Origin of the sequence: Bradyrhizobium sp. WSM1253 (assembly GCF_000244935.1) — a bacterium.
In the GTDB taxonomy this organism is placed as follows: domain Bacteria; phylum Pseudomonadota; class Alphaproteobacteria; order Rhizobiales; family Xanthobacteraceae; genus Bradyrhizobium; species Bradyrhizobium canariense.
In genome coordinates, this window is the sequence record NZ_JH600073.1 from 3606869 (window position 1) to 3630409 (window position 23541).

Genomic DNA, 23541 nt, shown 5'->3' on the forward strand with positions numbered 1-23541 from the left:
CCTTTCGCGCGGCCCGTTGGTTCGCGCTTGATGGAGCCGCCACAATTTCGCGACGATGGTTCCGCATCCTCGGCGAGAACTGGGCTGACGGGCAGGACGATGGAATTCTCGACAGGGTTTGGCTTGACCAGGCTGCCGATGCTGGCGGCCGCTTTCATCTTGGGATCGGTGCTGACGGTGTCGGCGCAGATCATTCCGCCCTTCTCCCCCGGCCCGGCCGCAGCGCCCGACGACGAGGCCGAGACGGCGGAGGCCCCTGATGTCAACGATCCCGACGTGCTCCGCGGCATCGACGTCGACAAGCTCGACTGGGGCCAGCTCGCGATCGACGCCGGGACGCTCAACGACATCATCGCCGCCAAGAAACGCGCGCAGGCCGCCGCCAAGGACGGGCTGAACTGGGCGTCGAACGCCAACGCCAACGGCACCTCGGCGGTGACCGTGAAGCAGTCGGTATCCTCATTCTGGGACGCCCGCATCGGCGCCGACATGACGGTGACGAGCGAGCCGCGGACGATGTCCGAGCTCCTGGCGCAGAAAGCCACCAATGGCGGTAGCGTGCCTCAATCGTCCGGCAGCGCCTGGGCGGCCGCAACCGCGCCGGGCGCGGGCGCGATCTGGGACAAGACCGCGGTGGAGGCCCGCGTCGATCCCGGCGCCGAACAGAGCAAACTCGGGGCGGCGCTGATCAAATCGGTGCCGCTATCGGGCGACACGTCGCTGACGCTCCAGAACGGCTACAGCGTCAACCAGCAGGGCACCACGGCGCTCCCCGGAGTCGGCGGTCACATCACGCGGAATTACGAGACCGAGCAGTCGGCCAAGGTCACTCTCACCGACACCGGCACCAGCATCACCGCGGGCCAGTCGCTGTCGACCACCGACGACAAATGGCTGCGCAAGGTCGGCGCCGAGCAAAAGCTGTTCGACAACGTCACCGTCTCCGGCTCGGTCGGCGAAACCTCGCAAGGGGCGATCAACAAGAGCCTGACGGCGGGGTTCAAGAAGAGCTGGTAGTTGGGCGCTAATCTTTCTCCTCATCCTGAGGAGCGCGCTCTTGCGCGCGTCTCGAAGGATCGAGGCCCCCGCTGCTACAGTTGGGCCTGCATGGTTCGAGACGCGCTTCGCGCTCCTCACCATGAGGAGCTACAAAGTTCGCCGGTGCGGCCGCGTTCAGACTTCCGTAACCATACGCCACGGCAAAGCCCCCGAATGGACCGCCCTTGCCGCACCTCGGCCAAGTTGCGGCCAAAATCCGACGCCCTAGTCCCAGGCTGACGTCGTCGTGCGGGGGACACTCGCGCTGCGCTCAACGCGAACAGGGGAATAACGATGAACGCCATGCGTCCGGAAAAGACCGAAACCACCGAGACCGAGACCATCGACACCAACCTCGCCGCCGTGACGGAAGTCGAAGCCGGCATCCGTGACTTCGTCCGCAACGACATCGCCTATCTGCGCCGTCCGGCAGCGACCGCCACGGACGCGCCGCCGCTCGATCCGAGCGCGGAGGCCACCGTCACCAACGTCAACTCGCTGATCCAGCGCGTCGCCGGCACCTCGCTCGCCGAGATCGAGAATCTGATCTCCGAGCTTGAGAGCCTGCGCGACCTGCTCCACGCCGAAGGCCAGCGCGTCCAGCGCGAGATCTCCGGCTACGCCCAGCTCAGCCAGGCCGCGATGAAGTCGACCCGCATGATCGCCGACAACGTCTCGCAGTGGAAGCGCGCCGCCGACGGCCTGCGCAACAGCTGATCGCTGACATCACGCATCACCGGCCGCCGCGTTCCGAAAGGGGCGCGGCGGTTTTGATTCTGGGGGGCACCCTCAATGTAACGTCATCATCCGCGAAGGCGGATGATCCAGTATTCCAGAGGCGGTGATGTGCTACCGAGACGCCGCGGCGTACTGGATGCCCCCGCTTTCGCGGGGCATGACAGCGGAGGGTTTTGAACGCCCCACCGCCACCCGACGACTAACGCCAAGCGCTCCTGCCATCGCGGCGGGCCCGGGGACATGTCATGGAAAGCATTCGGCCCGACACCACCGACCCGATACCGCTGCGGCCCGCGCCGAACCAGTTCGGCACGATCATGCTGCGTTTTGTCGGATTGCTGGCGATTGCGATCGCGATATTGGCGTTCGTCTATAGCCGCTGAGGGCGGAGGCCGCGTTGCGGCCCCGCAGAGTTAACGAAGTCTTACCGGGCGGCTTCCACGGTCGAAGCTTCCAGGGTGTAGGCACCATCGGCATAGCCCTTCACCACCATGCCGGCGACCAGCATCACGGCCAGCGTGGCGGTAGCAAAGATGAATCCGACCAGCTTGAGTGCGCCGCGGTCTGCCATGGTCCTCGTCCCCTGTACTCTGCCCAGTTCGTTCAAATAGACAGCGACAGGTTCATAATTGGTTAGCAACTCGATGGTTCCGCACACTGCTTCGCGGGAAAACCATGTTGCGCAGGCTTATGGCAGCCCCCCGGAATCGCGTCCATAGCGCGGAAGCAACACTCGCACGCTGTTTTCGCCGTTCATCCTGGAACGAATCTAACCGCCGTTCGCACGCATCGGCACGAAGGCCGTTGCGGTGATGGCGTAGACGTCCTCGCCTCGCTGGTTGGTGCCGGTGGTGCGCGCGGTCAGGATGCCCCAGCCGGGTCGCGAGGCGGAGCTGCGTTTGTCGATGACGACGTTGACGTAGGTGACGATGTCGCCGGCGAGCACCGGCCTGATCCAGCGCAGGTCGCGAAAGCCCGGCGACGGGCCCCACACCGCGACCTCCTCGCCGCGCGAAGCGGCTTCCCGCGCCAGACGCTGGCCGTCGGCGACAAGCAGGCTCATGCAGGCCGAGCCGACATGCCAGCCCGAGGCCGCGAGCCCGCCAAACAGCGAGTTCTTGCCCTCCTCCTCGTCGAGGTGAAAACGCTGCGGATCGAACTTTGCGGCGAATGCCTTGATCGACTCCGCCGTGAACGTATAGGCGCCGATCTCGCGGCGATGCCCAATCTCGATCTCCTCGAAAAACGGCATCAGACCGCCCCCTCGCGCCGCTTGATCAGGATCGGCGACGTCATCTCGCACAGCGCATCACCCCTGGCGTTACGCACGGTGCATTTGAACTTGACGATGCCGAGCTCCGGGCGGCTCTTCGAGATGCGGGCCTCCACGACGTCGACATCGAGCATGAGGTCGTCGCCAGGCCTCAAGGGCGACAACCACCGCACTTCGTCGACGCCGGGAGATCCCAGCGAAGCGGCGCGGGTAATGAAACCGTCGGCCATCATCCGCATCATCAGCGAACAGAGATGCCAGCCCGAGCCGGACAGGCCCCGCAGCATGCTCTTGCTGGCGGCCTCCTCGTCGAGGTGCATCGGCTGCGGATCGAACTCGGCGGCAAAGGCCACGATCTCGTCGCGCGTGACATGGCGCGGGCCGAATGTTCCGAACCGGCCGGGCGGGAAATCTTCGAAGGTCAGGGTCATCTTGGGAAAGGTTTGAGGAAATGACAGATTGTGGCCGCACTTTGCGGCAATCTCAACCCGCCGGCCCGCATGGCTCGTGCTACATTCGGCGCGCCGGCGTCGGTCTTGAGTCGGATCGATCAGGGGCCACGATCCATTTGCAAGGCCCGACAACACCCGAATTGCCCTGGGGAGAGCAATGTTTTCATTCAGCGATCTGTTTCAATGGGACCGCTTTATCACGCCGACGATCATCAAGACCTTCTACTGGCTGGTGATCGCGCTGATCTGCCTGTTCGGCCTCTCCGGCATCTTCTCCGGCCTCGCGATGATGGCGATCAGCCCGTTCGGCGGCTTCCTGATGCTGCTGTCGTCGATCGCGAGCGTTGTCGTCGGGATCGTGTTCTCGCGCATCATCGCGGAGCTGATCCTGATCATCTTCCGCATCAACGAGCACCTCGGCGCGATCAGGGATCAGGGCGGCGGGGTGCGGTGAGGCAAGCGCAGGTGCCGTAGGGTGGGTTAGCCGAAGGCATAACCCACCAACTTCGTTCCGCAAACGAGGAAGCATGGTGGGGTACGCTGCGCTAACGCACCCTACGAACCTATCCAGATCTTACGTATTGAACCTGAAATGCATCACGTCGCCGTCGGCGACGACGTATTCCTTGCCTTCGAGGCGGAGCTTGCCGGCATCGCGGGCGCCGGCTTCGCCGCCGAGCGCGACGTAGTCTTCATACGCAATGGTCTCGGCGCGGATAAACCCCTTCTCGAAGTCGGTGTGGATCACACCGGCCGCGCCCGGCGCCTTGGTGCCGCGATAGATGGTCCAGGCGCGCGCTTCCTTCGGGCCCACCGTGAAATAGGTGATGAGGTCGAGCAGCGTGTAGCCGGCGCGGATCAGGCGATCGAGGCCGGCCTCTTCGAGACCCAGCGTCTCCAGGAAGTCGGCGCGTTCGTCACGTGAGATGGTGGCGATCTCGGATTCGATTTTTGCCGAGATGACGACGGCGATGGCGCCTTCCTTGGCGGCTTGGTCCTGCACCGCCTTCGAGAACGAATTGCCTGATGCGGCCGAGCCTTCCTCGACGTTGCAGACGTAGAGCACGGGCTTGGACGACAGCAGGCCCAGCATGCCGAAGGCGCGCTCCTCCTCGGCCTTGCGCTCGACGAGACGCGCGGGCTTGCCCTCGCGCAGCAGCACCAGGGTGCGATTGACGAGGTCGAGCTGCTCCTTGGCGTCTTTGTCGTTGCCCTTGGCCTTCTTGGCCAAATTGTCGACGCGCTTTTCGAGGCTGTCGAGATCGGCGAGCATCAGTTCGGTCTCGATGGTCTCGATGTCGGCGAGCGGGGCGATCTTGCCCTCGACATGGGTGATGTCGGAATCCTCGAAGCAGCGCACGACATGCGCGATGGCGTCGACCTCGCGGATGTTGGCGAGGAACTGGTTGCCGAGGCCTTCACCCTTGGACGCGCCGCGCACGAGGCCGGCGATGTCCACGAAGGTCAGCCGGGTCGGGATGATCTGGCCCGACTTGGCGATCGCTGCGAGCTTATCGAGCCGCGGATCCGGCACAGCGACCTCGCCGACATTCGGCTCGATCGTGCAGAACGGATAGTTCGCCGCCTGCGCCGCGGCCGTCTCGGTCAGCGCGTTGAACAAGGTCGATTTGCCGACATTGGGCAATCCGACGATCCCGCATTTAAATCCCACGAGCGTTAATCCTTGCCGTTGTCGTCCTTGGTCAAAAATCCCTTCGCCTGCATGGCGAGGTGCACCCTGTTGGCGAAAGTCGCGTCCGTGCCCTTGGCAACCAGTGCCGCGTGCTCGGCCACCGCGTCGCAGAGCGTCGCCACCCAGTCGTTGTCCGCTTTGGCGAAGTCCGACAGCACGTGGCCGTGCACCAATTCCTTCACGCCGGGATGACCGATGCCGAGCCGCACCCGGCGGTAGTCGTTGCCGATATGGGCGGAGATCGAGCGCAGGCCATTGTGGCCGGCGATGCCGCCGCCGATCTTCACCCGCACCTTGCCCGGCGGCAGTTCGAGTTCGTCATGGAATACGGTGACGTCGCCCGGCGCGATCTTGAAGAAGCTTGCCGCTTCTTGAACGCTGCGGCCGGACTCGTTCATGTAGGTCATCGGCTTGAGCAGGATCACGCGCTCGGTGCCGAGCGTGCCTTCCGAGGTCTCGCCCTGAAACCTGCGGCGCCAGGGTGCGAACCCATGACGCCGCGCGATCTCGTCGACGGCCATGAAGCCGACATTGTGCCGGTTACGTGCGAATTTCGGGCCGGGATTGCCGAGCCCAACAAACAGTCGCATGACGCGGCGCGCCCCTCGCTCGGCGCGCGGTCAGGGACCGCGCGCCAGCTTTGAGAGATTACTTCTTCTTGTCGCCGCCGGCGGGGGCCTTGGCAGCCGGGGCCTTGGCAGCCGCTGCCGGAGCAGCAGCACCCGCAGCCGGAGCAGCACCAGCCGCCGGAGCAGCAGCACCCGCAGCCGGAGCAGCAGCCGCAGCCTTCTGCTCTTCGGCGTAGCCGGACGGCGGCACGATGGTGACGAGGGTCGCGTCCTCGGAGGTCAGCGCCTTCACGCCGGCCGGCAGCTTGATGTCGGAGAGATGCAGCGAGTGGCCGATCTCGAGCGAACCGACGTCGGCCTCGATGAACTGCGGGATGTTCTCCACGCCGCACTCGAGCTCGATCGCGTGCGCAACGATGTTCACGGCGCCGCCGCGCTTCACGCCGGGCGAACCTTCAGCCTTCACCACGTGCAAGGGAACGCTGATGCGGATGGTGGCGCCTTCGCCGAGCCGCATGAAGTCGACGTGGATCGGGAAGTCCTTGACCGGATCGAGGTGGTAGTCGCGCGGAATCACGCGGTGCTTGTTGCCTTCGAGGTCGATGTCGACCAGCGTGGTCAGGAACCGGCCGGCGAGGATGCGCGAGCGCAGTTCGCGATCGTCAACCGAGATGGTCAGCGGGGGCTGGTTGTTGCCATAGATCACTCCGGGCACTCTCCCGGCGCGACGCTCAGCCCGGGCGGCCCCCTTGCCGCTCTTCGGACGTGCGGTCGCCTTCAATTCCTTGACGGTCGCCATAACGTTAAGTCCTTGTTTTTGCAAAAGTTAATGGGCCGCAACGCGGCCCATGGCATACGCCGCAGCAAGCCTCCAGGGGTGCGGGGGCTGCGGACGTGGCGGGCTTTTACCCGGAAGACGCGGAAATGACAAGGAGAATGGGCTGGTGGGCGGAACCGGATCGCCCGGATGGAGCCGGCGGAGTTAGCCGCCGAGCTTGGCCTCCAGCGCCGCGATGCGCGCCTTCAGAGCCTCGTTCTCCTCACGCGCCAGGCGCGCCATGTCCTTGACCGCCTCAAACTCCTCGCGCTTGACGAGGTCCATGTCGCGCAGGAATTTTTCGGCCTGGGTGCGCATCACCGTGTCGAACTCGCGCTTGACGCCCTGCGCGGCACCGGCGGCATCGTTCATCAGGCGGCCGATCTCGTCGAAAAACCGGTTGTTGGTCTGGGTCATGTCGGTCTCCTGGCGGCTTTCGATGAACTCTGCGCGAACGCGCGGGGAGACAATGGCAATCCGATTGGGCCGGTTCAAGGGCCGATGGCGGTATCCTTGTCATGCCCCGGTTTCCTTGCAATCGTATTCAACGTCCCTGCATAAGAAGAATCACAAAAGGCGCTCGAGATGATCGACCAGCAGATCGCGATCCCCACCAAGGACGGTCACACCGCAACCTTCATCAGCCATCCCGAACGCGGCGGGCCGTTTCCGGTCGTCCTGTTCTACATGGACGCGCCGGCGATCCGCGAGGAGCTGCGCGACATGGCACGCCGGCTCGCGACATCGGGTTATTACGTGATGCTGCCGAACCTCTATTACCGTTCCGGCGTGATGGAGCTCGGCGCGCTGCCGGCCGATCCGAACGCTCCGGAACGCAAGCGCATGTTTGCGCTGATGGGATCGCTCACGATCCCCATGATCATGGACGACACGCGGGCGCTGCTCACCTATGCCGAGGGCCAGGCGGCCGCGAACACCAAACTGATCGGCACTGTCGGTTACTGCATGAGCGGCCGCTACGCGATCAACGCCGCCACGCATTTTCCCGATCGCGTCAAAGCCGCTGCCTCGGTCTACGGCACGCAACTCGCAACCGACCAGGACGACAGCCCGCATCTCGCGGCCGCCAAGACCAAGGCCGAACTCTACTTCGCCTGCGCCGAGACCGACATCTACGCACCGGCCGAGATCATCGAGCAGGTGAAGCAGGGCATGAGCGGCGCCAAAGCCGAAGTCGAGATCTATCCCGACACCCATCACGGCTTCGCCTTCCCCAAGCGTCCGGTCTATCACCGCGACGCCGCCGAGCGGCATTGGGAGCGTCTGCTGGCGCTCTATCGCCGCAATCTCGTCTAGACATAGAAGGCGCGATGCCCTTTCTGCTCATCGACTTTCCCGCCTTCAAGCCGATCGCGATCGAGATCGGTCCGTTCGCGATCCGCTGGTATGCGCTGGCTTATATCTGCGGCATCGTGTTCGGTTGGCTCTATGCGCGCTCGCTCCTGAAGAAAGAGCGGCTGTGGGGCGGCCCGGCGCCGATGTCGTTGGTGCAGATCGACGACTTCATTCTGTGGGTCACGCTCGGCATCATCCTCGGCGGCCGCACCGGCTATGTGCTGTTCTACAATCTGCCCTTCTTCATCGACCATCCCGCCGCGATCTTCAGGCTGTGGGAAGGCGGCATGTCCTTCCACGGCGGCTTCCTCGGCTGCGTCGTCGCGGTGATGTGGTTCGCCTATCGCAACCGCATCTCGATCCTGTCGCTCGGCGACATCACCACCGCCGTCGCCCCGGTCGGGCTGCTGCTCGGCCGCATCGCCAATTTCATCAATGGCGAATTGTGGGGCCGCACCGCCGGGCCGGAGCTGCCCTGGGCGATGATCTTCCCCAACGATCCCACCCAACTGCCGCGTCATCCGAGCCAGCTCTACGAGGCCGGCATGGAGGGCATTTTGCTGTTCACGGTGCTCGCGATCATGATCCGCTTCGGCGCCCTGAAGCGGCCGGGCATGATCCTCGGCGCGTTCATCCTGATCTATGGTCTGAGCCGGATCGCCGGCGAGCATTTCCGTGAACCGGACGTCCAGCTCGGCTTCCTCTGGGGCGGATTAACCATGGGCATGCTGTTGTCGATTCCGATGCTTATTGTGGGCGGCATACTTATTGTATTGGCAGTGAGGCGCGGTGCGCCCGAGCCCGCAGGGGCTATTCGTTAATTCCTTTTGAGAAGATAGGCCGTGACCGACCAGCCGTTACTCGACGAGATCAAGGCGCTGATCAAATCCTCAGGCCCCATGCCGGTCTGGCGGTACATGGAACTGTGCCTGATGCATCCGCGCTATGGCTATTACGTCTCGCGCGATCCGTTGGGACGAGAAGGCGACTTCACCACCGCGCCCGAGGTCAGCCAGATGTTCGGCGAGCTGTTGGGCCTATGGACCGCCTCGGTGTGGAAGCAGATGGGCTCGCCGCAATTCCTGCGGCTGATCGAGCTCGGTCCTGGCCGCGGCACCATGATGGCCGATGCGCTGCGTGCGCTCCGCGTGCTGCCGCCGCTCTACCAGGCGCTCCACATCCACATGGTCGAGGTCAATCCGGTCCTGCGCGAGCGGCAGAGTGCGACGCTGTCGGGCGTGCGCAACATTGCCTGGCACGACAGCATCGACGACGTGCCGGACGGACCGAGCATCATCCTCGCCAACGAATATTTCGACGTGCTGCCGATCCACCAGATGGTCCGTCACGAGAACGGCTGGCACGAGCGCGTGATCGAGGTGGACGCCAACGGAAAACTTCAATTCGGCGCGGCGGCCGAGCCGACCCCACGCTTCGAGGTGCTGCTGCCGCCTCTGGTGCGCGCCGCGCCCGTCGGGGCCGTGTTCGAGTGGCGGCCCGATGCCGAGATTATGAAGCTCGCCAGCCGCGTGCGCGACCAGGACGGCGCGGCGCTGATCATCGATTACGGCCATCTGCGCAGCGATGCCGGCGACACCTTCCAGGCGATCGCGCGCCACACCTTCACCGATCCCCTGAAGGCGCCGGGCCAAGCCGACGTCACGGCCCATGTCGACTTCCAGGCGCTCGCGCGCGGGGCGGAGGACGTGGGCGCCCGCGTGCACGGGCCGGTGACGCAGGGCGATTTCCTCAAGCGCGTCGGCATCGAGACCCGTGCCGCCGCCTTGATGCAGAAGGCGGCGCCCGACGTTGCCACCGACATTTCGATCGCGCTCAAGCGCCTGACTGAAACCGGGCGCAGCGGCATGGGTTCGATGTTCAAGGTGCTCGGCATCTCTGAGCCGCGCTTGACGGGCCTTGCGGGACTGAGCGATCTCGAACGCGCCGGAGACCATTCATGACGCTTGCCTCCTCGCTGCTCTCAGCGGTGCCCGGCCTGCGCCACGCCTTCTTCACCCGCGAGGGCGGCGTCTCGGGCGGCATCTATTCCGCGCTTAACGGCGGGCTCGGCTCCAACGACGATCAGGCCCTTGTCGCGGAGAACCGCCGCCGCATGGCCGAGCATGTCGGCGTCGCGCCGGAACGCTTTCTCAGCCTGCACCAGATCCATTCGCCCGACGTGCTAGTGGCCGACGCTCCGTGGCCGAGCGGGCCGCGACCGAAGGGCGATGCGCTGGTGACGAAGGTGCCCGGCATCGCGCTCGGCGTCTCCACCGCCGACTGCGGGCCCGTGCTGTTCGTCGACCCCAATGCGGGCGTGATCGGCGGCGCGCATGCCGGCTGGAAGGGCGCGCTCACCGGCGTGCTGGAGCAGACCATTTCAGCGATGGAAAAACTCGGCGCCTCGCGGAGCGGCATCATCGCCGCGATCGGCCCGCTGATCCGCCAGGACAGTTATGAAGTCGGCAACGAGTTCGTGGCGCGCTTCATCGAGGCGGATGCGGACAACACGATGTTTTTCATCCCGTCGGTGCGCGAGGGACACGCGATGTTCGACCTCGCCGGCTTCATCCGCGAGCGTCTGGAAGCCGCGGGCATCCTGATGATCGACGATCTCGGTCTGGACACCTACGCCGACGAACGCTTCTTCAGCTACCGCCGCTCGGTGCATCGCAACGAGCCGGATTACGGCCGCCACGTTCACGCGATCGCGCTCGAAGCGTGAACACAAAGGCAACCCCGTGTCATTCCGGGGCTATGCCTGCGCGCGATGACAGTGGGCTGTGGCGCCCCCGCCCTAGACGTTAATGCGTTTTAACGATATCGCTGCCCTCCATAATGAGGGACGCGTCATTCATCTTGCGCCGCGCAGGTTCGCGCGTGCTGGCGGTCATGCTGCTGACGGCTGCGACCGCGCTTGGCGGCTGTGCCGGTGGCGGTGGTGCCGCAAACTCCTACGCCATGGCGCCGAGCGCCGGCTCCGGGGCGACAGTCGCGTTCGAATCGATCGACGGGCCGCCGCCGCAAGTGTTCGACCGCATGGTCGGCGTGCTCGACACCGAATCCAAGCTGCGCAGCCTGTCCGTGGTCTCCCGCGAGGGGACGGCTGCCTACCGCGTGCGCAGCTACCTCTCCGCTCAGATCGTGCGCGGCAAGACCGTGATCGCCTGGGTCTGGGACGTCTACGACGCCAACCAGCAGCGGGCGCTGCGCCTTTCCGGCGAGGAACCTACGGCGGCCAAGGGCGGCCGCGACGCTGCCCGGGATCCTTGGGGAGCTGCCGACGACCTCGTGCTGCGGAAGATCGCCCAGGCCGGATTCAGCGGACTTTCCAACATGATCAACGGTACGCCGGATGCGCCGGGCTCGGCTCCCGGCTTGCGCGGGGCGGCTGTGGCGAGCGTGATCCCGGAGGCTCCGGCGGCCGGGATGCCGGCCTCGGCGCTGGGCTATGCCGAGCGATAACCCCCGCGAAACCACGGCCCCAACTTCCGGCCAAACCGTTGGCCGGATTCGGGATTTCGCAGGGAAAACGTAGCGTCCCGGGTTGCCATTGCAGCCCCCGGCCTGATATTTCCTCGCCCGTCGTAACCGTGCTTCCAGTGGGTATTGTTTGATGTTGAACATCGTGTCCAGCAAAGCGCGGGAGGAAGCGTCCATGTCGGCCAAGAACGGCTCCATCAAGCTCGTCGCCGGCAACTCCAACCCGGCTCTCGCACAGGCCATCGCGCAAGGTCTCGACCTGCCGCTGACCAAGGCGGTGGTACGGCGCTTCGCCGACATGGAGATCTTCGTCGAGATCCAGGAGAACGTGCGCGGCTCGGATGCCTTCGTCATCCAGTCGACCTCGTTCCCGGCGAACGACCATCTGATGGAATTGCTGATCATCACCGACGCACTGCGCCGCTCCTCGGCGCGCCGCATCACTGCGGTGCTGCCCTATTTCGGCTACGCCCGGCAGGACCGCAAATCGGGTTCGCGCACGCCGATCTCGGCTAAACTCGTCGCCAATTTGATCACGCAGGCCGGCGTCGACCGCGTCATGACGCTCGACCTGCATGCCGGCCAGATCCAAGGCTTCTTCGACATCCCGACCGACAACCTCTACGCGGCGCCGCTGATGGTGCGCGACATCAAGGACAAGTTCGACCTCTCCAGGACGATGGTGATCTCGCCCGACGTCGGCGGCGTGGCGCGCGCACGCGGTCTCGCCAAGCGCATCAACACCCCGCTCGCGATCGTCGACAAGCGCCGCGAGAGGGCGGGTGAATCCGAGGTCATGAACGTGATCGGCGACGTCGCCGGCTACACCTGCATCCTGATCGACGACATCGTGGATTCCGGCGGCACGCTGGTGAACGCCGCCGACGCGCTGATCGCCAAGGGCGCCAAGGACGTCTACGCCTACATCACCCACGGCGTGCTCTCCGGCGGCGCGGCCGCCCGGATCACGAACTCCAGGCTGAAGGAACTGGTGATCACCGACTCAATCCTGCCGACCGAGGCGGTGAGCAAGGCCCCGAACATCCGCACGCTGCCGATCGCCAGCTTGATCTCGGACGCGATCGCGCGCACCGCCGCGGAAGAGTCGGTGTCGAGCCTGTTCGACTGAGCACGCTGACCTCGTAGGGTGGGTTAGCCCTGCGGACTGCGCGAAGCGCAGACCGCTCGGCGTAACCCACCACTTCTGCCCCCGCGGAAAGTAAGAGGCGGGTTACGGCTGCGCCTAACCCACCCTACGGCTCCCCCACGCGCCGCCGCTCCCCGGGTTGTTGCCAACGACCGCCCATGACATCATCCGAATCCCGAGTCATCTCTGCCCTCTGGATGCCCGATGCCACGCCGGAAATTTGCCTGGGAGAAGCTGTCGGACGACGAGTTGCTCAAGCAACGCCTCTCCAGCCTGAGGGTTACGGTCGAAGGCACCTGGCTCGAGGATTGCGTCAGCACGCTGTACGAGGAGCTCGAGGAGCGCGGCATCCGGCTGCGGCCGCACACCTGGATGTCGAGCGAATGGTTCAGCCCGGGCGGCGTTCCCGGCATCGCCATTCCGTTCTATCTCGCTCATCCCCGCCTGATGAAGCTCGAGAAGAAGATGATGTTCGACGTCGAGGGCGGAACCTGGCGCGAATGCATGGCCATCCTCCGTCACGAAGCGGGCCACGCCATACAGCACGGCTACCAGTTGCAGCGCCGCCGGCGCTGGCAGCAACTGTTCGGCCCGTCGTCGAAACATTATCCGCGCTATTACCGGCCCAATCCGGCGAGCCGGCGCTATGTCCAGCATCTGCGGCTCTGGTACGCGCAGAGCCATCCGGACGAGGATTTCGCCGAGACGTTTGCGGTGTGGCTACGGCCCCGTTCGAACTGGCGGACGCGATACGCTGGTTGGCCGGCACTGAAGAAGCTCGAATATGTCGACGAGCTGATGGGCGAGATCGCGGGAAAGCGGCCGCCGATCACGACGCGGGAGCGTGTCGATCCGCTGGGTCGGCTCAGCCAAACGCTCGAAGAGCACTACAAGAAGAAGCAGGCGTTCTACGCCTTCACGCCTCCCAAGACCTACGACCGCGATCTCTCCCGGCTGTTTTCGGCCGATCCGCGGCATCACCGCTCAAAGCCGGCTTCGACCCTGATCAGGCGCCACCGCTCCCAGATCAGGCAATTGGTCGCGCGATGGACCGGCGAGAATCAGCTTACGCTCGATGCCGTGCTTGACGAGATGATCTCCCGCTGCCGCGAGCTCGACCTGCGCGCCGTCGGTCCTGAACAGAAGCTCGTTCTCGACTTCATCGTCCTCGTGACCGCCAAGACGATGCACACGATGTTTGGCCCATCTCGACGAAAATGGATCGCGCTATGAGACGTCTGCGCATTCTGGTGCTCATGCATCCGGACTTCGTGCCGCCGGACTCCAGCGACGGGCACACCGCGCAGGAAATCAATGCGTGGAAAACCGAATACGACGTGGTGAGCACCTTGCGCGCAGCCGGCCACGAGGTTCGACCGCTCGGCGCGCAGGAGGAAATCAAGCCGGTGCGCGAGGCGATCGAGGAGTTCAAGCCGCACGTGGTTTTCACGTTGCTGGAGGAATTCCACAACAACGTCGCCTTCGACCAGCACATCGCGAGCTATCTCGAGCTGATGAAGGTCCCTTATACCGGGTGCAATCCGCGCGGCCTGACCCTGGCCCGCGGCAAGGATCTGTCCAAGACGCTGGTGCATCACCGCCGGATCGCCGCGCCGGCCTTTGCCGTCTTCCCGATGCGCCGCAAGGTGAAACGCCCGACGCGTCTTGCGCTGCCGCTGATCGTCAAGAGCCTGAACATGGATGGCTCGTTCGGCATCTCGCAAGCATCGATCGTCGACACCGACGAGAAGCTGGCCGAGCGGGTCGCCTTCATCCACGAACGGGTCGAATCCGCCGCCATCGCCGAGCAGTTCATCGAAGGACGAGAGCTTTACGTCGGCGTGCTCGGCAACAACCGCTTACGAGTCCTGCCGGTCTGGGAGTTGAAATTCGGCAGCATGGGCGGCCGCTCGTCACGGCACATCGCCACGGAGAAAGCCAAGCACGACACCGACTATCAGGAGAAGGTCGGCATCGTCGACGGGCCTGCGAAGGATCTGGCGCCGGAAGTGACCGCCAGGATCCAGCGGGCCGCGAAACGCATCTACCGGGTGCTTGGCCTCGACGGCTACGCTCGTATCGATTTTCGTCTCACCGCCGACGGCACGCCGTATTTCATCGAAGCCAATCCAAATCCCGAGATCGCCAAGAGCCAGGAATTCGCCACGGCCGCTCTACATGACGGGCTGAAATATCCGGCTCTCCTGCAGCGCATCCTGGCGCTCGGAATCAGCCGCGCCAAAGCGGGCGTGTCATTGGGGTGATGACGGCTGCGATCACCCCTCATCCTTCGGGACGCGCTTCGCGCCCCTCGGGATGAGGGATGGTCGTTGCGCGGCGTTACACGATTCCCGCGGCGACCTGGCCGCGCAGGCGTTCGAGCCCGAGCAATGTCTCCGCACAGGCGGCCGCCACTTCGACGCCCTTGATCGCAAAATGCCTGCGGAAGAAATCGTAGTGCACCTCGGTCTCGTGGAATTGCTGCGGCGTCAGCACCGCGGAGAACACGGGCACCTCGGTACGCAGCTGCACGTCCATCAACGCCTTGATCACGGTGTCGGCGACGAATTCATGGCGGTAGATGCCGCCGTCGACGACGAGGCCGGCCGCGACGATCGCGGTGTAGCGCCGCGTCTTGGCGAGGATCTGCGCATGCAGCGGGATCTCGAACGAGCCCGGCACCTCGAACACGTCGACATGATTGAGGTGGCGCGCTTCTGCCTCCTTCACGAAGGCGATACGGGCCTCCTCGACCACGTCGCGGTGCCAGCAGGCCTGCACGAAGGCCACCCGCTGCGGTTTCGCGAAGCGCGGGTGGTCGGGCGCCGGGTCCTGTGGAACCGGCGGTGGCGTTTGGGTTGGTTGGGAGGTTTCGGCTTGGGGATCTTGCAACATCTGATTCATGGCTTTCCTCAGTTAAGGACCAGAATCAGGGCACACGGAACGACAAACAGCCGCATCCTGCGATGCGTCTGCCACCGACCGTTCTCTTTCATCCGGACTTTAACCGTCGGCTTCGGAGTTGCACCGAATCTGCTGACCCTTCCCCGCAGCAACAGGCTTTGAGGAAGGCGCTCGCGGGCTTGGGCCTTACGGCCCTTACCGCCGGTGGGGACTTTCACCCCGCCCTGAGAACATCGGCCGTCCGGAATGAACGGCCTGACCGAAATATGACGCCGGTTCGGGGCCGCGGCAAGCGGGTTCCGCATGGGAAAATCGCATGGTCCCATACCGCGAAGGCGGTCCAGGGGGCACGCCGCGGAATTAACGATCGGGGGCGGCCGCCGAATCCGATTCCGATTTGTTCTTCCCGTTAATAATTGTGGCCGAGATGAGCTGTGGACGAACGAGTCCTGACTTGTGGACGGACTCGGCAGCCAGTTGCGCAGATTCCGCAAATCACATCAGTTGATCCGCGACAAGCCCGCGCTGATCCGAACGGATCGCCTTAGCAAATTTAAGGGAGCGCGCGCCGGACCAACCGCGTGCGTATCAAAGACAACAAAAAGGCAAGAGGTCGAGACGGCATGTCCCTGCTCGAAGGCACTATCGATTCCAAAAACCATCCGCTCGCGGTGGTCGAGGATATCGCTGCCAGCAATAACTGGCCGTTCGAACGCTCCGGCGAAGACGAACTCACGATTGTCTCCAAGGGACAATGGACCGACTACCAGATCTCCTTCACCTGGATGGGCGAGATCGAGGCGCTGCATCTGGCCTGCGCATTCGACATGAAGATTCCGGTTGCGCGGCGATCTGAGGTCCAGCGGCTCGTCGCCGCGGTCAACGAGCAGCTGTGGGTCGGGCACTTCGACCTGTGGACCACCACCGGCATGATCATGCACCGGCAGGCCCTGGTGCTGCCGGGCGGGCTCATCGCCTCCACCGGCCAGTGCGAAGCCATGCTCGCCGGCGCCATCCACGCCTGCGAACGCTATTTCCCGGCGTTCCAGTTCGTGGTGTGGGCCGGCAAGTCCACGGCGGAAGCCATGGACGCGGCCATGTTCGACACGGTGGGCGAGGCTTAAGGCCTCTCAGCAAGTGAGGGAGCCACACCTCCCTCCTCATCGTCGTCCTGGCGAAAGCCAGGACCATATCGCGAGGTCTCTCCGTGTCTCGCGGTGCTTGTTGCCCTGCCATCCTTCCACTAGAACCAGCCGTGGTAATGGGTCCTGGCCCCCCGTGCGCAATTGCGCACTAGGCCAGGACGACGGCGGTGGCGACAGCGATGGCGAACAGCACTCTCCAAAACATCACCGGCACCATCCTGCTCGCCGGCGCCGGCAAGATGGGCGGCGCGATGCTGACCGGATGGCTTTCGGGTGGGCTCGACCCGCGCCGCGTCGCGGTGATTGATCCTCACATCTCGGCCGAGATCACCGCACTTGCCGCCAAGGGGATTGCGCTCAATCCCGACGTGACGACGGCGGGCCAGGTCGAGACGCTCGTGGTCGCGGTGAAGCCGCAGATGTTCCGCGAGGCCGGCGCCAAGCTGAAGCCGTTCGTCTCCGACAAGACCGCGGTAGTGTCGATCATGGCGGGAACCACGATCGCCTCCCTCGAGGAGGTCTGCGGCGGCGCTGTGGTGCGCGCGATGCCAAACACACCGGCCGCGATCGGTCGCGGCATCACGGTGGCTGTCGCCGCGAACAATGTCAGCGCACAGCAACGCGCGGTGGCCGATGCGCTACTACGCGCCACCGGCTCGGTCGAATGGGTCGACGATGAGAGCCTGATGGACGCGGTGACCGCGGTGTCCGGCTCGGGCCCGGCCTATGTGTTTTTGCTGGCCGAAGAGCTCGCGCGCGCCGGTGTCGAGGCGGGATTGCCCGAGGCGCTCGCGACAAAACTCGCGCGCCAAACCGTCGCCGGCTCGGGTGAACTTCTCCATCAATCGGATCTGCCGTCGAGCACGCTGCGCCAGAACGTCACCTCGCCCGGCGGCACCACGGCCGCGGCGCTCGGCGTGCTGATGGGTGAGCCCGGCCTGCGCGAGCTGATGATCCGCGCGATCGCGGCGGCGACGAAGCGGTCGAAGGAATTGGCGAAGTAAGGAAGTGCCGTAGGGTGGGCAAAGCGAAGCGTGCCCACCAATTCGAATGCAGCCGCGGAAAGATGGTGGGCACGGCGCTAGGCGCCTTTGCCCACCCTACGATTTCGAGCCTGTAGCCAGCCGCTTGTTGAACATCGCGACATTAATGAGCCCGCGCGCGTGGCGGCCTTCGCCGAGTTTTCGCGAGCCCTCGAAGGCCTCGACCTCGAAGCGGATGACGCGGCGCTCGACCGCGACCACCTTCGCGGTAGTCCGCACCGTCGCACCGACGAGAGCTGCTGCAAGATGGCGGATGTCGACCTCGGTGCCGACGGTGACCCAGCCGGGCTGAAGGACGCTACGGATCGCATCGCCCGACGTCATCTCCATTTCCAGAATCATCATCGGCGTCGCATAGACCATCGGCATGCCGGGCACGAAATGCCCGACCGTGCGCTCCACCGGCACCACCAGCGTGCGCTCGGCGCTCATGCCGGCCTTGATGAAGTCGCGTGCGTCCATGGGGCCTCCCCCGTCGTCCTGGACAAGCGAGCAAAGCGAGCGCCGATCCAGGACCCATTACCCCGACACAACACTTTTATGCGCGGTCTGAACTCGACCTGCTGCAACAACTGCCGCTTGGGGTAATGGGTCCTGGCCCCCGTGCGCAATTGCGCACTAGGCCAGGACGACAGTTGCGTTTGCAGCTACAGCGATGGCTACTTCTTCGCAGCCGCCGCGCGCTCCACGAACGTCTTGCCGCCCTTCATCTTATGGGCGAGCGGGGCTTCGTTGATCTGGATGACGACGGCGTCGGCATCGACGCCGAGATTCTTCACCAGCGCCTGGGTGATGTCGCGCATCATGCCGGCCTTCTGCTCGTCGGTGCGGCCCACGGCCATGCTGACAGTGATCTCAGGCATTTTTTCTCTCCCTTGGGCCGCACACCGGCCATTGACGGTCGTCATCAAACAGGAGGTGGATGCCCGGGACAAGCCCGGGCATGGCGCACCAGCGAATAGCTAGCCCCAGCTCACGTCATGGCGCGCCAACACCTCGCGCACTTTGGCGACGAGGTCGGCCTCGCTGCACGAGAACTGCGCCGGGCGGCTCTCCCGCCATTCCTGGTTGGAAGCGATCGCGGCCGCCGCCTTCGCGCCCTCGATCAGATCCTTGATCTGCACTTCGCCACGCGCTTTTTCATCCGACCCCTGGATGATGACGCAGGGCGCTTTGCGGCGGTCGGCATATTTGAGCTGGTTGCCCATGTTCTTGGGATTGCCGAGATAGAGCTCGGCACGGATGCCGGCGGTTCGCAACGATGCGACCATCTTCTGATAGTCGGCGACGCGGTCGCGGTCGAACACGGTGACAACGACGGGGCCGAACTCTGGCTTCGTGTCGAGCTTGCCAAGCAGCGTCAGCGCGGCCTGAAGCCTGGACACGCCGATCGAGAATCCGGTAGCCGGCACCGGCTCGCCGCGGAAGCGTGAGACGAGGCCGTCATAACGGCCGCCACCTCCAACGGAGCCAAAGCGGACGGGACGGCCCTTCTCGTCCTTGGTCTCGAGCAGCAGTTCGACCTCGTAGACAGGGCCCGTGTAGTATTCGAGGCCGCGCACGACGGAGGGATCGATGCGGATGCGGTCTGCGCCGTATCCCGAAGCCGTCACCAGTTTGGCGATTTCTTCCAGCTCGCTCACGCCGGCCTGACCGACTTCGCTCTTGGCGAGATAGGTTTCCGCCGCGGCGATCGCCTCTTTCCAGTCGTCGTGCGGTTTGGTGATGGCGAGAACGACGTCAGCTTCCGACGCGCTCAAATTGGCGCCCTTCGTGAAGTCGCCCTTGCCTTCTTCGCCGCCATCCCATCTGCCGGGACCGAGCAGCTTGCGAACTTCCTCGGCGGGAAACTTGTCGAGCTTATCGATCGCGCGCAACACGGTCAGTCTGCGTGCTGCGTTCTCTTCGCCACCGAGCCCGATTGCTTCCAGAACGCCGTCAAGCACCTTGCGATTGTTCACCCTCACGACATACGAGCCGCGCGCAACGCCCAGCGCCTCCATCGTGTCGGCCGCCATCATGCAGATCTCGGCATCGGCCGCCGGTGTTGCCGAGCCCACCGTGTCCGCGTCGAACTGCATGAACTGGCGGAATCGGCCGGGGCCGGGCTTCTCGTTGCGGAAGACGTAACCGACGCGATAGCTGCGATAGGGCAATACAAGACCGTCGGTACCGTAGCGCTCGCCAACGTAGCGCGCGAGCGGCGCGGTCAGGTCGTAGCGCAAGCTGATCCACTGCTCGTCGTCGTCCTGGAACGAGAACACGCCCTCGTTCGGACGATCCTGGTCGGGCAGGAACTTGCCGAGCGCATCGGTGTATTCCATCGCCGGCGTTTCCACGGGCTCGAACCCGTAGAGCTCGTAGACGGTCCGGATCTTCTCCACCATCTCCCGCGTCGCCCGGATCGCGGCGGGATCGCGATCCTCGAGCCCGCGCGGCAGGCGCGCCTTCAGTTTCTGGGGTTTTTTGGATTTTTCGGCCATGCGCGGCATTTACCAGCCGACGCGCGAGGCGGCAACTGCCGGGTAGGCTCTTACGGCTGCTCCATCCGCGCCCGGAGCGCGTCGGCATCCGCTTTCGGCAACGACTTCAGCGTTGGCTTGATGGTTTCGCCGCCGACGATCTTGCCGTTGCGCATGAACATCCAGTCCGAGATGTCGGCTTCAGTGAATTCGACCTTGTCGCCTGCCCGCTTGCCGGGCAGATCGCGTGGCTCGTTGGCGAAGAGGCCGGAATAGGCCCCGTTGGGTATCTTCTTCACCTCGGCCATCCAGATGTGCTCACCGCCTTTGCGGGTCGAAAAGTGCACCTTCAGGGCATGCCCTGTCTCCGACGGCTTCGGCGCCTCATAGGAGGCCCAGAATGTCGGCAGCGTGCCGCGGGCGCGCGCGATCGCGGTGTTCATCTCCGGATCGGTGGTGCGCACGTCGACAACGGGCGAACGTCCCTCAGCGGAGACATCCGGCTGGGGGCCGATGGTCAGAATGCCAAAGACGGTGACGCCGGTGATCGCGGCGAGAACGACCCATTTCAGGGGTTGGGGAAGAGTGGATGCCATGATCGCGATGTCCAGATGACTCGATGTTCGAGTATTCGAGGTCTCGGACTTTGTCGCACGATCATCGTGTCGCGTTCATGGCGCCTCTCTCTCCCCGCGCGCGGGGAGAGAGAGGGCAAAAATCAAGACAGATTGCGGATCCAGTTGTGCGGATCGTTGGTGCGGCCGTACTGGATGTCGACGAGTTGCTTGCGCAGGCCCATGGCGACCGGGCCCGCGGCGCCGCCGCTGATCTCGAAATCGCCGCTCACCGAGCGCACCGTGCCGATCGGCGAGATCACGGCGGCGGTGCCGCAGGCAAACGCTTCCTTCAGCTTGCCGCTTGCCGCATCCTTGCGCCACTGGTCGAGCGAGTACGGCTCCTCGCGCACGGTCTTGCCGGCATCTTTGGCCAGCGCGATGATGGAATCGCGGGTGATGCCGGGCAGGATGGTGCCGAGCGGCGGGGTCGAGAGCGAGCCGTCGTCGAACACGAAGAACACGTTCATGCCGCCGAGCTCTTCGATATAGCGGCGCTCGATCGCATCGAGGAACACGACCTGGTCGCAGCCGTGCTGGATCGCTTCGGCCTGGGCGCGCAGGCTCGCGGCATAGTTGCCGCCGCATTTGACGGCGCCGGTGCCGCCGACCGCGGCGCGCGTGTAATTCTCGGACACCCAGATCGAGACCGGCGCAGGGCCGCCCTTGAAGTAGGAGCCGACCGGCGAGGCGATCACCGCGAAAATGTATTCGGACGACGGCTTGACGCCGAGGAAGGTCTCGCTCGCGATCATGAAGGGGCGCAGGTAAAGGCTGCCCTCGCCGCCCGGCATCCAGGCGCGGTCGATGCGCACGATTTGCTCGACCGCCTCGATGAAGACGTCTTCGGGGAGCTGCGCCATCGCCATGCGGTCCGCCGAGTCCTTGAAGCGCCGTGCATTGGCGTCGGGGCGAAACAGGTTCACGCCGCCGTCGTCGCGCTTGTAGGCCTTGAGGCCTTCAAAAATTTCCTGGGCGTAGTGGAGGACGGCGCCGGCCGGATCGATCTGGAAATTGGCGCGGGCCTCGACACGCGCCTCGTACCAGCCGCCCTTGGCCTGGTTGTAGCGGACCACCGCCATGTGGTCGGTGAAGACGCGCCCGAAACCGGGATCGACCAGCTTGGCGACCCGATCCTTCTCGGGGGTCGGATTGGATGCGGGCTGGATGTCGAATTTCATGCTCATGTCCTTGCCTCCCGCTGCCGGTGGCGGTGCCGTTGTGGCACCCACCTGCCCTGATTTGGGCCCGGCTGGCTCGATTGGTTTCTGGCCGGACCGCCGCCAGCCTTGTTACGGCCGGTTTCCGTGGCCAGCATGTCACCGAGGACATGCTTTTGCGGAAGACGGAAGTCCAGTATGTTTTGCCGAAATGCCGTTCGACAATCGCACGGTAGATCTGCTCCGGCCGTCGCCGCCCGTCCGGCCCACTGCGGCGGCCTTGCTTCGATGCCCACCCGACGCGAAACGATCTAAAATTTCGTGCGGGCTGATCGTTTTGTAACATTGAGACCAAGATACGTCAATATGCCTGACATAAATTTCGCGACTCCTTCTCAAGACGCTGCCGGGCCGCGGCCGGCCGCAGACGACGGAGGCAATTTGCGCTGGGATATCATCGAACTGCTGTTCTTCGCTTATCGCGATTTCGTCGGCGATCCCGACCAGGAGCTGGAGGCGTTCGGCTTCGGCCGGGCCCATCACCGCGTCATGCACTTTGTCTATCGTTATCCCGGCCTCAAGGTCGCCGACCTCCTCGACGTCCTGCGTATCACCAAGCAATCGCTCGGCCGGGTGCTCAAGCAGCTCCTGGACGAGGGCTATATCGTGCAGAAGACCGGCGACAATGATCGCCGCCAACGCCTGCTGTTTGCGACACCGAAGGGCGAGGCGCTGGTGCAGAAGCTCGCCGGCCTGCAGACCACGCGCATCACCAAGGCACTCGCCGAGATGGCGCCGCAGGATGCCGAGACCGTCAAGCGCTTCCTGCGCGCGATGATCGACCGCGACGATCCGGACAAGGTGCTGGAGACGATCTTTGCCACCGTCAATCAGGACAAGGAGTGACCGTGCCGCTCGCTGCAACGCTCGCACGCCCGCCGGCACGCCCCGCCGACGATGCCCCGCATCTCCTGCTGGTCGACGACGACCGCCGCATCCGCGATCTGCTCTCGCGCTTCCTTGCCGGCGAAGGCTATCGCGTCTCGACCGCCGCGAGCGCCAGCGACGCCCGTTCCAAGCTTTTGGGCCTGCACTTCGACCTCTTGATCCTGGATGTCATGATGCCCGGCGAGACCGGCTTCGATCTCGCCCGTTTCATCCGGACCTCGTCCTCGGTGCCGATCGTGATGCTGACGGCGCGGCATGAAGCCGAAGCGCGCATCGAAGGCCTGCAGATCGGCGCCGACGATTACGTCGCAAAGCCGTTCGAGCCGCGCGAGCTTGCGCTGCGCATCAACAACATCCTCAAGCGCGCTGCGCCGCCGCCGCAGGCCGCTGCAGTGGAGAAGATCGCGTTTGGCCCGTACATCTATCACCTCGAGCGCGGCGAATTGCGCCAGGGCGAAGACGTCATTCACCTCACCGACCGCGAGCGCGAGATGCTGCGGATCCTGTCGGAGACACCGGGCGAGACCGTGCCGCGCAGCGCGCTCACCGGCAATGGCAGCGTCAACGAGCGCGCCGTCGACGTGCAGATCAACCGCCTCCGGCGCAAGATCGAGACCGATCCCGCCAATCCGCTGTTCCTCCAGGCCGTGCGCGGGATTGGCTACCGGCTGGTAGCCTCGCCATAAAGCAGTAAAGCGC

At 64.7% G+C, this 23541-nt stretch carries 29 protein-coding genes and 1 riboswitch; of the genes, 16 read left to right on the forward strand and 13 right to left on the reverse strand.

Annotated features, from left to right (window positions below; translation table 11 throughout):
- Positions 1 to 99: 99 nt before the first annotated feature.
- The 3 genes from BRA1253DRAFT_RS18490 (at position 100) to BRA1253DRAFT_RS44515 (ending at position 2159) form a co-directional block, all read left to right on the forward strand.
- Positions 100 to 1017 (forward strand): hypothetical protein, encoded by a 918-nt coding sequence (locus BRA1253DRAFT_RS18490; RefSeq protein WP_198288255.1) that lies wholly within the window; start codon positions 100 to 102, stop codon positions 1015 to 1017.
- 315 nt (positions 1018 to 1332) lie between these two features.
- Positions 1333 to 1755, forward strand: a complete 423-nt coding sequence (locus BRA1253DRAFT_RS18495) for a hypothetical protein (RefSeq protein ID WP_007596788.1) — start codon at positions 1333 to 1335, stop codon at positions 1753 to 1755.
- Between the two features lie 266 nt (positions 1756 to 2021).
- A complete protein-coding gene (locus tag BRA1253DRAFT_RS44515) occupies positions 2022 to 2159 on the forward strand; it encodes a hypothetical protein (RefSeq protein WP_007596789.1) in 138 nt (45 codons plus the stop codon).
- A 41-nt stretch (positions 2160 to 2200) separates the two neighbouring features.
- Here BRA1253DRAFT_RS44515 and BRA1253DRAFT_RS44520 read toward each other — a convergent pair whose 3' ends face one another.
- The 3 genes from BRA1253DRAFT_RS44520 to BRA1253DRAFT_RS18510 form a co-directional block, all read right to left on the reverse strand.
- Positions 2201 to 2347, reverse strand: a complete 147-nt coding sequence (locus BRA1253DRAFT_RS44520; protein WP_007596790.1) for a hypothetical protein — start codon at positions 2345 to 2347, stop codon at positions 2201 to 2203.
- 198 nt (positions 2348 to 2545) lie between these two features.
- Positions 2546 to 3028 (reverse strand): MaoC family dehydratase, encoded by a 483-nt coding sequence (locus BRA1253DRAFT_RS18505; RefSeq protein WP_007596799.1) that lies wholly within the window; start codon positions 3026 to 3028, stop codon positions 2546 to 2548.
- Entirely contained in the window at positions 3028 to 3480 is a 453-nt protein-coding gene (locus tag BRA1253DRAFT_RS18510) for a MaoC family dehydratase (protein ID WP_007596801.1), read from the reverse strand. The genes BRA1253DRAFT_RS18505 and BRA1253DRAFT_RS18510 overlap by 1 nt, the downstream gene beginning before the upstream one ends.
- Positions 3481 to 3658: 178 nt before the next feature.
- Between BRA1253DRAFT_RS18510 and BRA1253DRAFT_RS18515 the strand changes: the two genes are divergently transcribed.
- Positions 3659 to 3955 carry a DUF4282 domain-containing protein gene (locus BRA1253DRAFT_RS18515; protein ID WP_007596805.1) on the forward strand — a complete coding sequence of 99 codons (297 nt, stop codon included), beginning with the start codon at positions 3659 to 3661 and terminating at the stop codon, positions 3953 to 3955.
- Between the two features lie 120 nt (positions 3956 to 4075).
- On the opposite strand, the gene ychF is transcribed toward BRA1253DRAFT_RS18515, so the two are convergent.
- From ychF to BRA1253DRAFT_RS18535, 4 genes are all read right to left on the reverse strand, one after another.
- Positions 4076 to 5173 (reverse strand): redox-regulated ATPase YchF, encoded by a 1098-nt coding sequence (gene ychF, locus BRA1253DRAFT_RS18520; RefSeq protein ID WP_007596807.1) that lies wholly within the window; start codon positions 5171 to 5173, stop codon positions 4076 to 4078.
- Between the two features lie 5 nt (positions 5174 to 5178).
- The gene (pth, locus tag BRA1253DRAFT_RS18525) at positions 5179 to 5784 is read right to left on the reverse strand and encodes an aminoacyl-tRNA hydrolase (protein WP_007596809.1); all 606 of its coding nucleotides are present in this window, start codon (positions 5782 to 5784) and stop codon (positions 5179 to 5181) included.
- Positions 5785 to 5842: 58 nt separating this feature from the next.
- Positions 5843 to 6562 (reverse strand): 50S ribosomal protein L25/general stress protein Ctc, encoded by a 720-nt coding sequence (locus tag BRA1253DRAFT_RS18530; RefSeq protein WP_007596810.1) that lies wholly within the window; start codon positions 6560 to 6562, stop codon positions 5843 to 5845.
- Between the two features lie 183 nt (positions 6563 to 6745).
- On the reverse strand, positions 6746 to 6997 hold the full coding sequence (locus BRA1253DRAFT_RS18535) for an accessory factor UbiK family protein (RefSeq protein WP_007596812.1): 252 nt from the start codon (positions 6995 to 6997) through the stop codon (positions 6746 to 6748).
- A 168-nt stretch (positions 6998 to 7165) separates the two neighbouring features.
- Between BRA1253DRAFT_RS18535 and BRA1253DRAFT_RS18540 the strand changes: the two genes are divergently transcribed.
- The 8 genes from BRA1253DRAFT_RS18540 (at position 7166) to BRA1253DRAFT_RS18575 (ending at position 14830) form a co-directional block, all read left to right on the forward strand.
- Positions 7166 to 7897, forward strand: coding sequence for a dienelactone hydrolase family protein (locus tag BRA1253DRAFT_RS18540; protein WP_007596814.1), 732 nt, complete (start codon positions 7166 to 7168; stop codon positions 7895 to 7897).
- Positions 7898 to 7911: 14 nt separating this feature from the next.
- Positions 7912 to 8757 (forward strand): prolipoprotein diacylglyceryl transferase, encoded by an 846-nt coding sequence (gene lgt / locus BRA1253DRAFT_RS18545; RefSeq protein WP_007596816.1) that lies wholly within the window; start codon positions 7912 to 7914, stop codon positions 8755 to 8757.
- Between the two features lie 21 nt (positions 8758 to 8778).
- The gene (locus BRA1253DRAFT_RS18550; RefSeq protein ID WP_007596817.1) at positions 8779 to 9897 is read left to right on the forward strand and encodes a class I SAM-dependent methyltransferase; all 1119 of its coding nucleotides are present in this window, start codon (positions 8779 to 8781) and stop codon (positions 9895 to 9897) included.
- A complete protein-coding gene (pgeF, locus tag BRA1253DRAFT_RS18555; RefSeq protein WP_007596819.1) occupies positions 9894 to 10661 on the forward strand; it encodes a peptidoglycan editing factor PgeF in 768 nt (255 codons plus the stop codon). The genes BRA1253DRAFT_RS18550 and pgeF overlap by 4 nt, the downstream gene beginning before the upstream one ends.
- 113 nt (positions 10662 to 10774) lie before the next feature.
- Positions 10775 to 11401 carry a hypothetical protein gene (locus tag BRA1253DRAFT_RS18560; protein WP_007596820.1) on the forward strand — a complete coding sequence of 209 codons (627 nt, stop codon included), beginning with the start codon at positions 10775 to 10777 and terminating at the stop codon, positions 11399 to 11401.
- A 193-nt stretch (positions 11402 to 11594) separates the two neighbouring features.
- Positions 11595 to 12548: a ribose-phosphate pyrophosphokinase gene (locus tag BRA1253DRAFT_RS18565; RefSeq protein WP_007596822.1), complete on the forward strand. Its 954-nt coding sequence runs from the start codon at positions 11595 to 11597 to the stop codon at positions 12546 to 12548.
- A gap of 222 nt (positions 12549 to 12770) precedes the next feature.
- Entirely contained in the window at positions 12771 to 13799 is a 1029-nt protein-coding gene (locus BRA1253DRAFT_RS18570) for a putative zinc-binding metallopeptidase (protein ID WP_007596824.1), read from the forward strand.
- The gene (locus tag BRA1253DRAFT_RS18575) at positions 13796 to 14830 is read left to right on the forward strand and encodes an ATP-grasp domain-containing protein (RefSeq protein WP_007596826.1); all 1035 of its coding nucleotides are present in this window, start codon (positions 13796 to 13798) and stop codon (positions 14828 to 14830) included. Before BRA1253DRAFT_RS18570 ends, BRA1253DRAFT_RS18575 begins: the two co-directional genes overlap by 4 nt.
- Positions 14831 to 14906: 76 nt before the next feature.
- On the opposite strand, the gene BRA1253DRAFT_RS18580 is transcribed toward BRA1253DRAFT_RS18575, so the two are convergent.
- Positions 14907 to 15470: a 6,7-dimethyl-8-ribityllumazine synthase gene (locus BRA1253DRAFT_RS18580; protein WP_007596828.1), complete on the reverse strand. Its 564-nt coding sequence runs from the start codon at positions 15468 to 15470 to the stop codon at positions 14907 to 14909.
- A gap of 76 nt (positions 15471 to 15546) precedes the next feature.
- A riboswitch (FMN riboswitch) is annotated at positions 15547 to 15706 on the reverse strand.
- Positions 15707 to 16093: 387 nt separating this feature from the next.
- Between BRA1253DRAFT_RS18580 and BRA1253DRAFT_RS18585 the strand changes: the two genes are divergently transcribed.
- The gene (locus BRA1253DRAFT_RS18585; RefSeq protein WP_007596830.1) at positions 16094 to 16594 is read left to right on the forward strand and encodes a YbjN domain-containing protein; all 501 of its coding nucleotides are present in this window, start codon (positions 16094 to 16096) and stop codon (positions 16592 to 16594) included.
- Positions 16595 to 16794: 200 nt separating this feature from the next.
- Positions 16795 to 17619: a pyrroline-5-carboxylate reductase gene (gene proC, locus BRA1253DRAFT_RS18590; RefSeq protein WP_007596832.1), complete on the forward strand. Its 825-nt coding sequence runs from the start codon at positions 16795 to 16797 to the stop codon at positions 17617 to 17619.
- A 96-nt stretch (positions 17620 to 17715) separates the two neighbouring features.
- Here proC and BRA1253DRAFT_RS18595 read toward each other — a convergent pair whose 3' ends face one another.
- From BRA1253DRAFT_RS18595 to BRA1253DRAFT_RS18615, 5 genes are all read right to left on the reverse strand, one after another.
- Complete coding sequence (locus BRA1253DRAFT_RS18595) at positions 17716 to 18120, reverse strand: thioesterase family protein (RefSeq protein ID WP_007596834.1); 405 nt, start codon at positions 18118 to 18120, stop codon at positions 17716 to 17718.
- Positions 18121 to 18317: 197 nt separating this feature from the next.
- Positions 18318 to 18521: a tautomerase family protein gene (locus BRA1253DRAFT_RS18600; protein ID WP_007596840.1), complete on the reverse strand. Its 204-nt coding sequence runs from the start codon at positions 18519 to 18521 to the stop codon at positions 18318 to 18320.
- A gap of 99 nt (positions 18522 to 18620) precedes the next feature.
- Positions 18621 to 20141, reverse strand: a complete 1521-nt coding sequence (hisS, locus tag BRA1253DRAFT_RS18605; RefSeq protein ID WP_088941338.1) for a histidine--tRNA ligase — start codon at positions 20139 to 20141, stop codon at positions 18621 to 18623.
- Positions 20142 to 20191: 50 nt separating this feature from the next.
- Positions 20192 to 20716 (reverse strand): YegJ family protein, encoded by a 525-nt coding sequence (locus tag BRA1253DRAFT_RS18610; RefSeq protein ID WP_007596843.1) that lies wholly within the window; start codon positions 20714 to 20716, stop codon positions 20192 to 20194.
- 122 nt (positions 20717 to 20838) lie between these two features.
- Positions 20839 to 21921, reverse strand: coding sequence for a branched-chain amino acid aminotransferase (locus BRA1253DRAFT_RS18615; RefSeq protein WP_007596844.1), 1083 nt, complete (start codon positions 21919 to 21921; stop codon positions 20839 to 20841).
- Between the two features lie 339 nt (positions 21922 to 22260).
- Between BRA1253DRAFT_RS18615 and BRA1253DRAFT_RS18620 the strand changes: the two genes are divergently transcribed.
- Both BRA1253DRAFT_RS18620 and BRA1253DRAFT_RS18625 read left to right on the forward strand, forming a co-directional pair.
- A complete protein-coding gene (locus tag BRA1253DRAFT_RS18620; protein ID WP_007596846.1) occupies positions 22261 to 22800 on the forward strand; it encodes a MarR family winged helix-turn-helix transcriptional regulator in 540 nt (179 codons plus the stop codon).
- Positions 22797 to 23528 carry a response regulator gene (locus tag BRA1253DRAFT_RS18625; RefSeq protein ID WP_035993624.1) on the forward strand — a complete coding sequence of 244 codons (732 nt, stop codon included), beginning with the start codon at positions 22797 to 22799 and terminating at the stop codon, positions 23526 to 23528. Before BRA1253DRAFT_RS18620 ends, BRA1253DRAFT_RS18625 begins: the two co-directional genes overlap by 4 nt.
- Positions 23529 to 23541: the final 13 nt, after the last annotated feature.

Excerpts from the sequence above, each read along its gene's own strand:
- BRA1253DRAFT_RS18490 (WP_198288255.1), top strand. The coding sequence starts at position 100 with ATGGAATTCTCGACAGGGTTTGGCTTGACCAGGCTGCCGATGCTGGCG.
- BRA1253DRAFT_RS18495 (WP_007596788.1), top strand. The coding sequence starts at position 1,333 with ATGAACGCCATGCGTCCGGAAAAGACCGAAACCACCGAGACCGAGACC.
- BRA1253DRAFT_RS44515 (WP_007596789.1), top strand. The coding sequence starts at position 2,022 with ATGGAAAGCATTCGGCCCGACACCACCGACCCGATACCGCTGCGGCCC.
- BRA1253DRAFT_RS44520 (WP_007596790.1), bottom strand. The coding sequence starts at position 2,347 with ATGGCAGACCGCGGCGCACTCAAGCTGGTCGGATTCATCTTTGCTACC.
- BRA1253DRAFT_RS18505 (WP_007596799.1), bottom strand. The coding sequence starts at position 3,028 with ATGCCGTTTTTCGAGGAGATCGAGATTGGGCATCGCCGCGAGATCGGC.
- BRA1253DRAFT_RS18510 (WP_007596801.1), bottom strand. The coding sequence starts at position 3,480 with ATGACCCTGACCTTCGAAGATTTCCCGCCCGGCCGGTTCGGAACATTC.
- BRA1253DRAFT_RS18515 (WP_007596805.1), top strand. The coding sequence starts at position 3,659 with ATGTTTTCATTCAGCGATCTGTTTCAATGGGACCGCTTTATCACGCCG.
- pth (WP_007596809.1), bottom strand. The coding sequence starts at position 5,784 with ATGCGACTGTTTGTTGGGCTCGGCAATCCCGGCCCGAAATTCGCACGT.
- BRA1253DRAFT_RS18530 (WP_007596810.1), bottom strand. The coding sequence starts at position 6,562 with ATGGCGACCGTCAAGGAATTGAAGGCGACCGCACGTCCGAAGAGCGGC.
- BRA1253DRAFT_RS18535 (WP_007596812.1), bottom strand. The coding sequence starts at position 6,997 with ATGACCCAGACCAACAACCGGTTTTTCGACGAGATCGGCCGCCTGATG.
- BRA1253DRAFT_RS18540 (WP_007596814.1), top strand. The coding sequence starts at position 7,166 with ATGATCGACCAGCAGATCGCGATCCCCACCAAGGACGGTCACACCGCA.
- lgt (WP_007596816.1), top strand. The coding sequence starts at position 7,912 with ATGCCCTTTCTGCTCATCGACTTTCCCGCCTTCAAGCCGATCGCGATC.
- pgeF (WP_007596819.1), top strand. The coding sequence starts at position 9,894 with ATGACGCTTGCCTCCTCGCTGCTCTCAGCGGTGCCCGGCCTGCGCCAC.
- BRA1253DRAFT_RS18560 (WP_007596820.1), top strand. The coding sequence starts at position 10,775 with ATGAGGGACGCGTCATTCATCTTGCGCCGCGCAGGTTCGCGCGTGCTG.
- BRA1253DRAFT_RS18565 (WP_007596822.1), top strand. The coding sequence starts at position 11,595 with ATGTCGGCCAAGAACGGCTCCATCAAGCTCGTCGCCGGCAACTCCAAC.
- BRA1253DRAFT_RS18570 (WP_007596824.1), top strand. The coding sequence starts at position 12,771 with ATGCCACGCCGGAAATTTGCCTGGGAGAAGCTGTCGGACGACGAGTTG.
- BRA1253DRAFT_RS18575 (WP_007596826.1), top strand. The coding sequence starts at position 13,796 with ATGAGACGTCTGCGCATTCTGGTGCTCATGCATCCGGACTTCGTGCCG.
- BRA1253DRAFT_RS18580 (WP_007596828.1), bottom strand. The coding sequence starts at position 15,470 with ATGAATCAGATGTTGCAAGATCCCCAAGCCGAAACCTCCCAACCAACC.
- BRA1253DRAFT_RS18585 (WP_007596830.1), top strand. The coding sequence starts at position 16,094 with ATGTCCCTGCTCGAAGGCACTATCGATTCCAAAAACCATCCGCTCGCG.
- proC (WP_007596832.1), top strand. The coding sequence starts at position 16,795 with ATGGCGAACAGCACTCTCCAAAACATCACCGGCACCATCCTGCTCGCC.
- BRA1253DRAFT_RS18595 (WP_007596834.1), bottom strand. The coding sequence starts at position 18,120 with ATGGACGCACGCGACTTCATCAAGGCCGGCATGAGCGCCGAGCGCACG.
- BRA1253DRAFT_RS18600 (WP_007596840.1), bottom strand. The coding sequence starts at position 18,521 with ATGCCTGAGATCACTGTCAGCATGGCCGTGGGCCGCACCGACGAGCAG.
- hisS (WP_088941338.1), bottom strand. The coding sequence starts at position 20,141 with ATGGCCGAAAAATCCAAAAAACCCCAGAAACTGAAGGCGCGCCTGCCG.
- BRA1253DRAFT_RS18610 (WP_007596843.1), bottom strand. The coding sequence starts at position 20,716 with ATGGCATCCACTCTTCCCCAACCCCTGAAATGGGTCGTTCTCGCCGCG.
- BRA1253DRAFT_RS18615 (WP_007596844.1), bottom strand. The coding sequence starts at position 21,921 with ATGAGCATGAAATTCGACATCCAGCCCGCATCCAATCCGACCCCCGAG.
- BRA1253DRAFT_RS18620 (WP_007596846.1), top strand. The coding sequence starts at position 22,261 with ATGCCTGACATAAATTTCGCGACTCCTTCTCAAGACGCTGCCGGGCCG.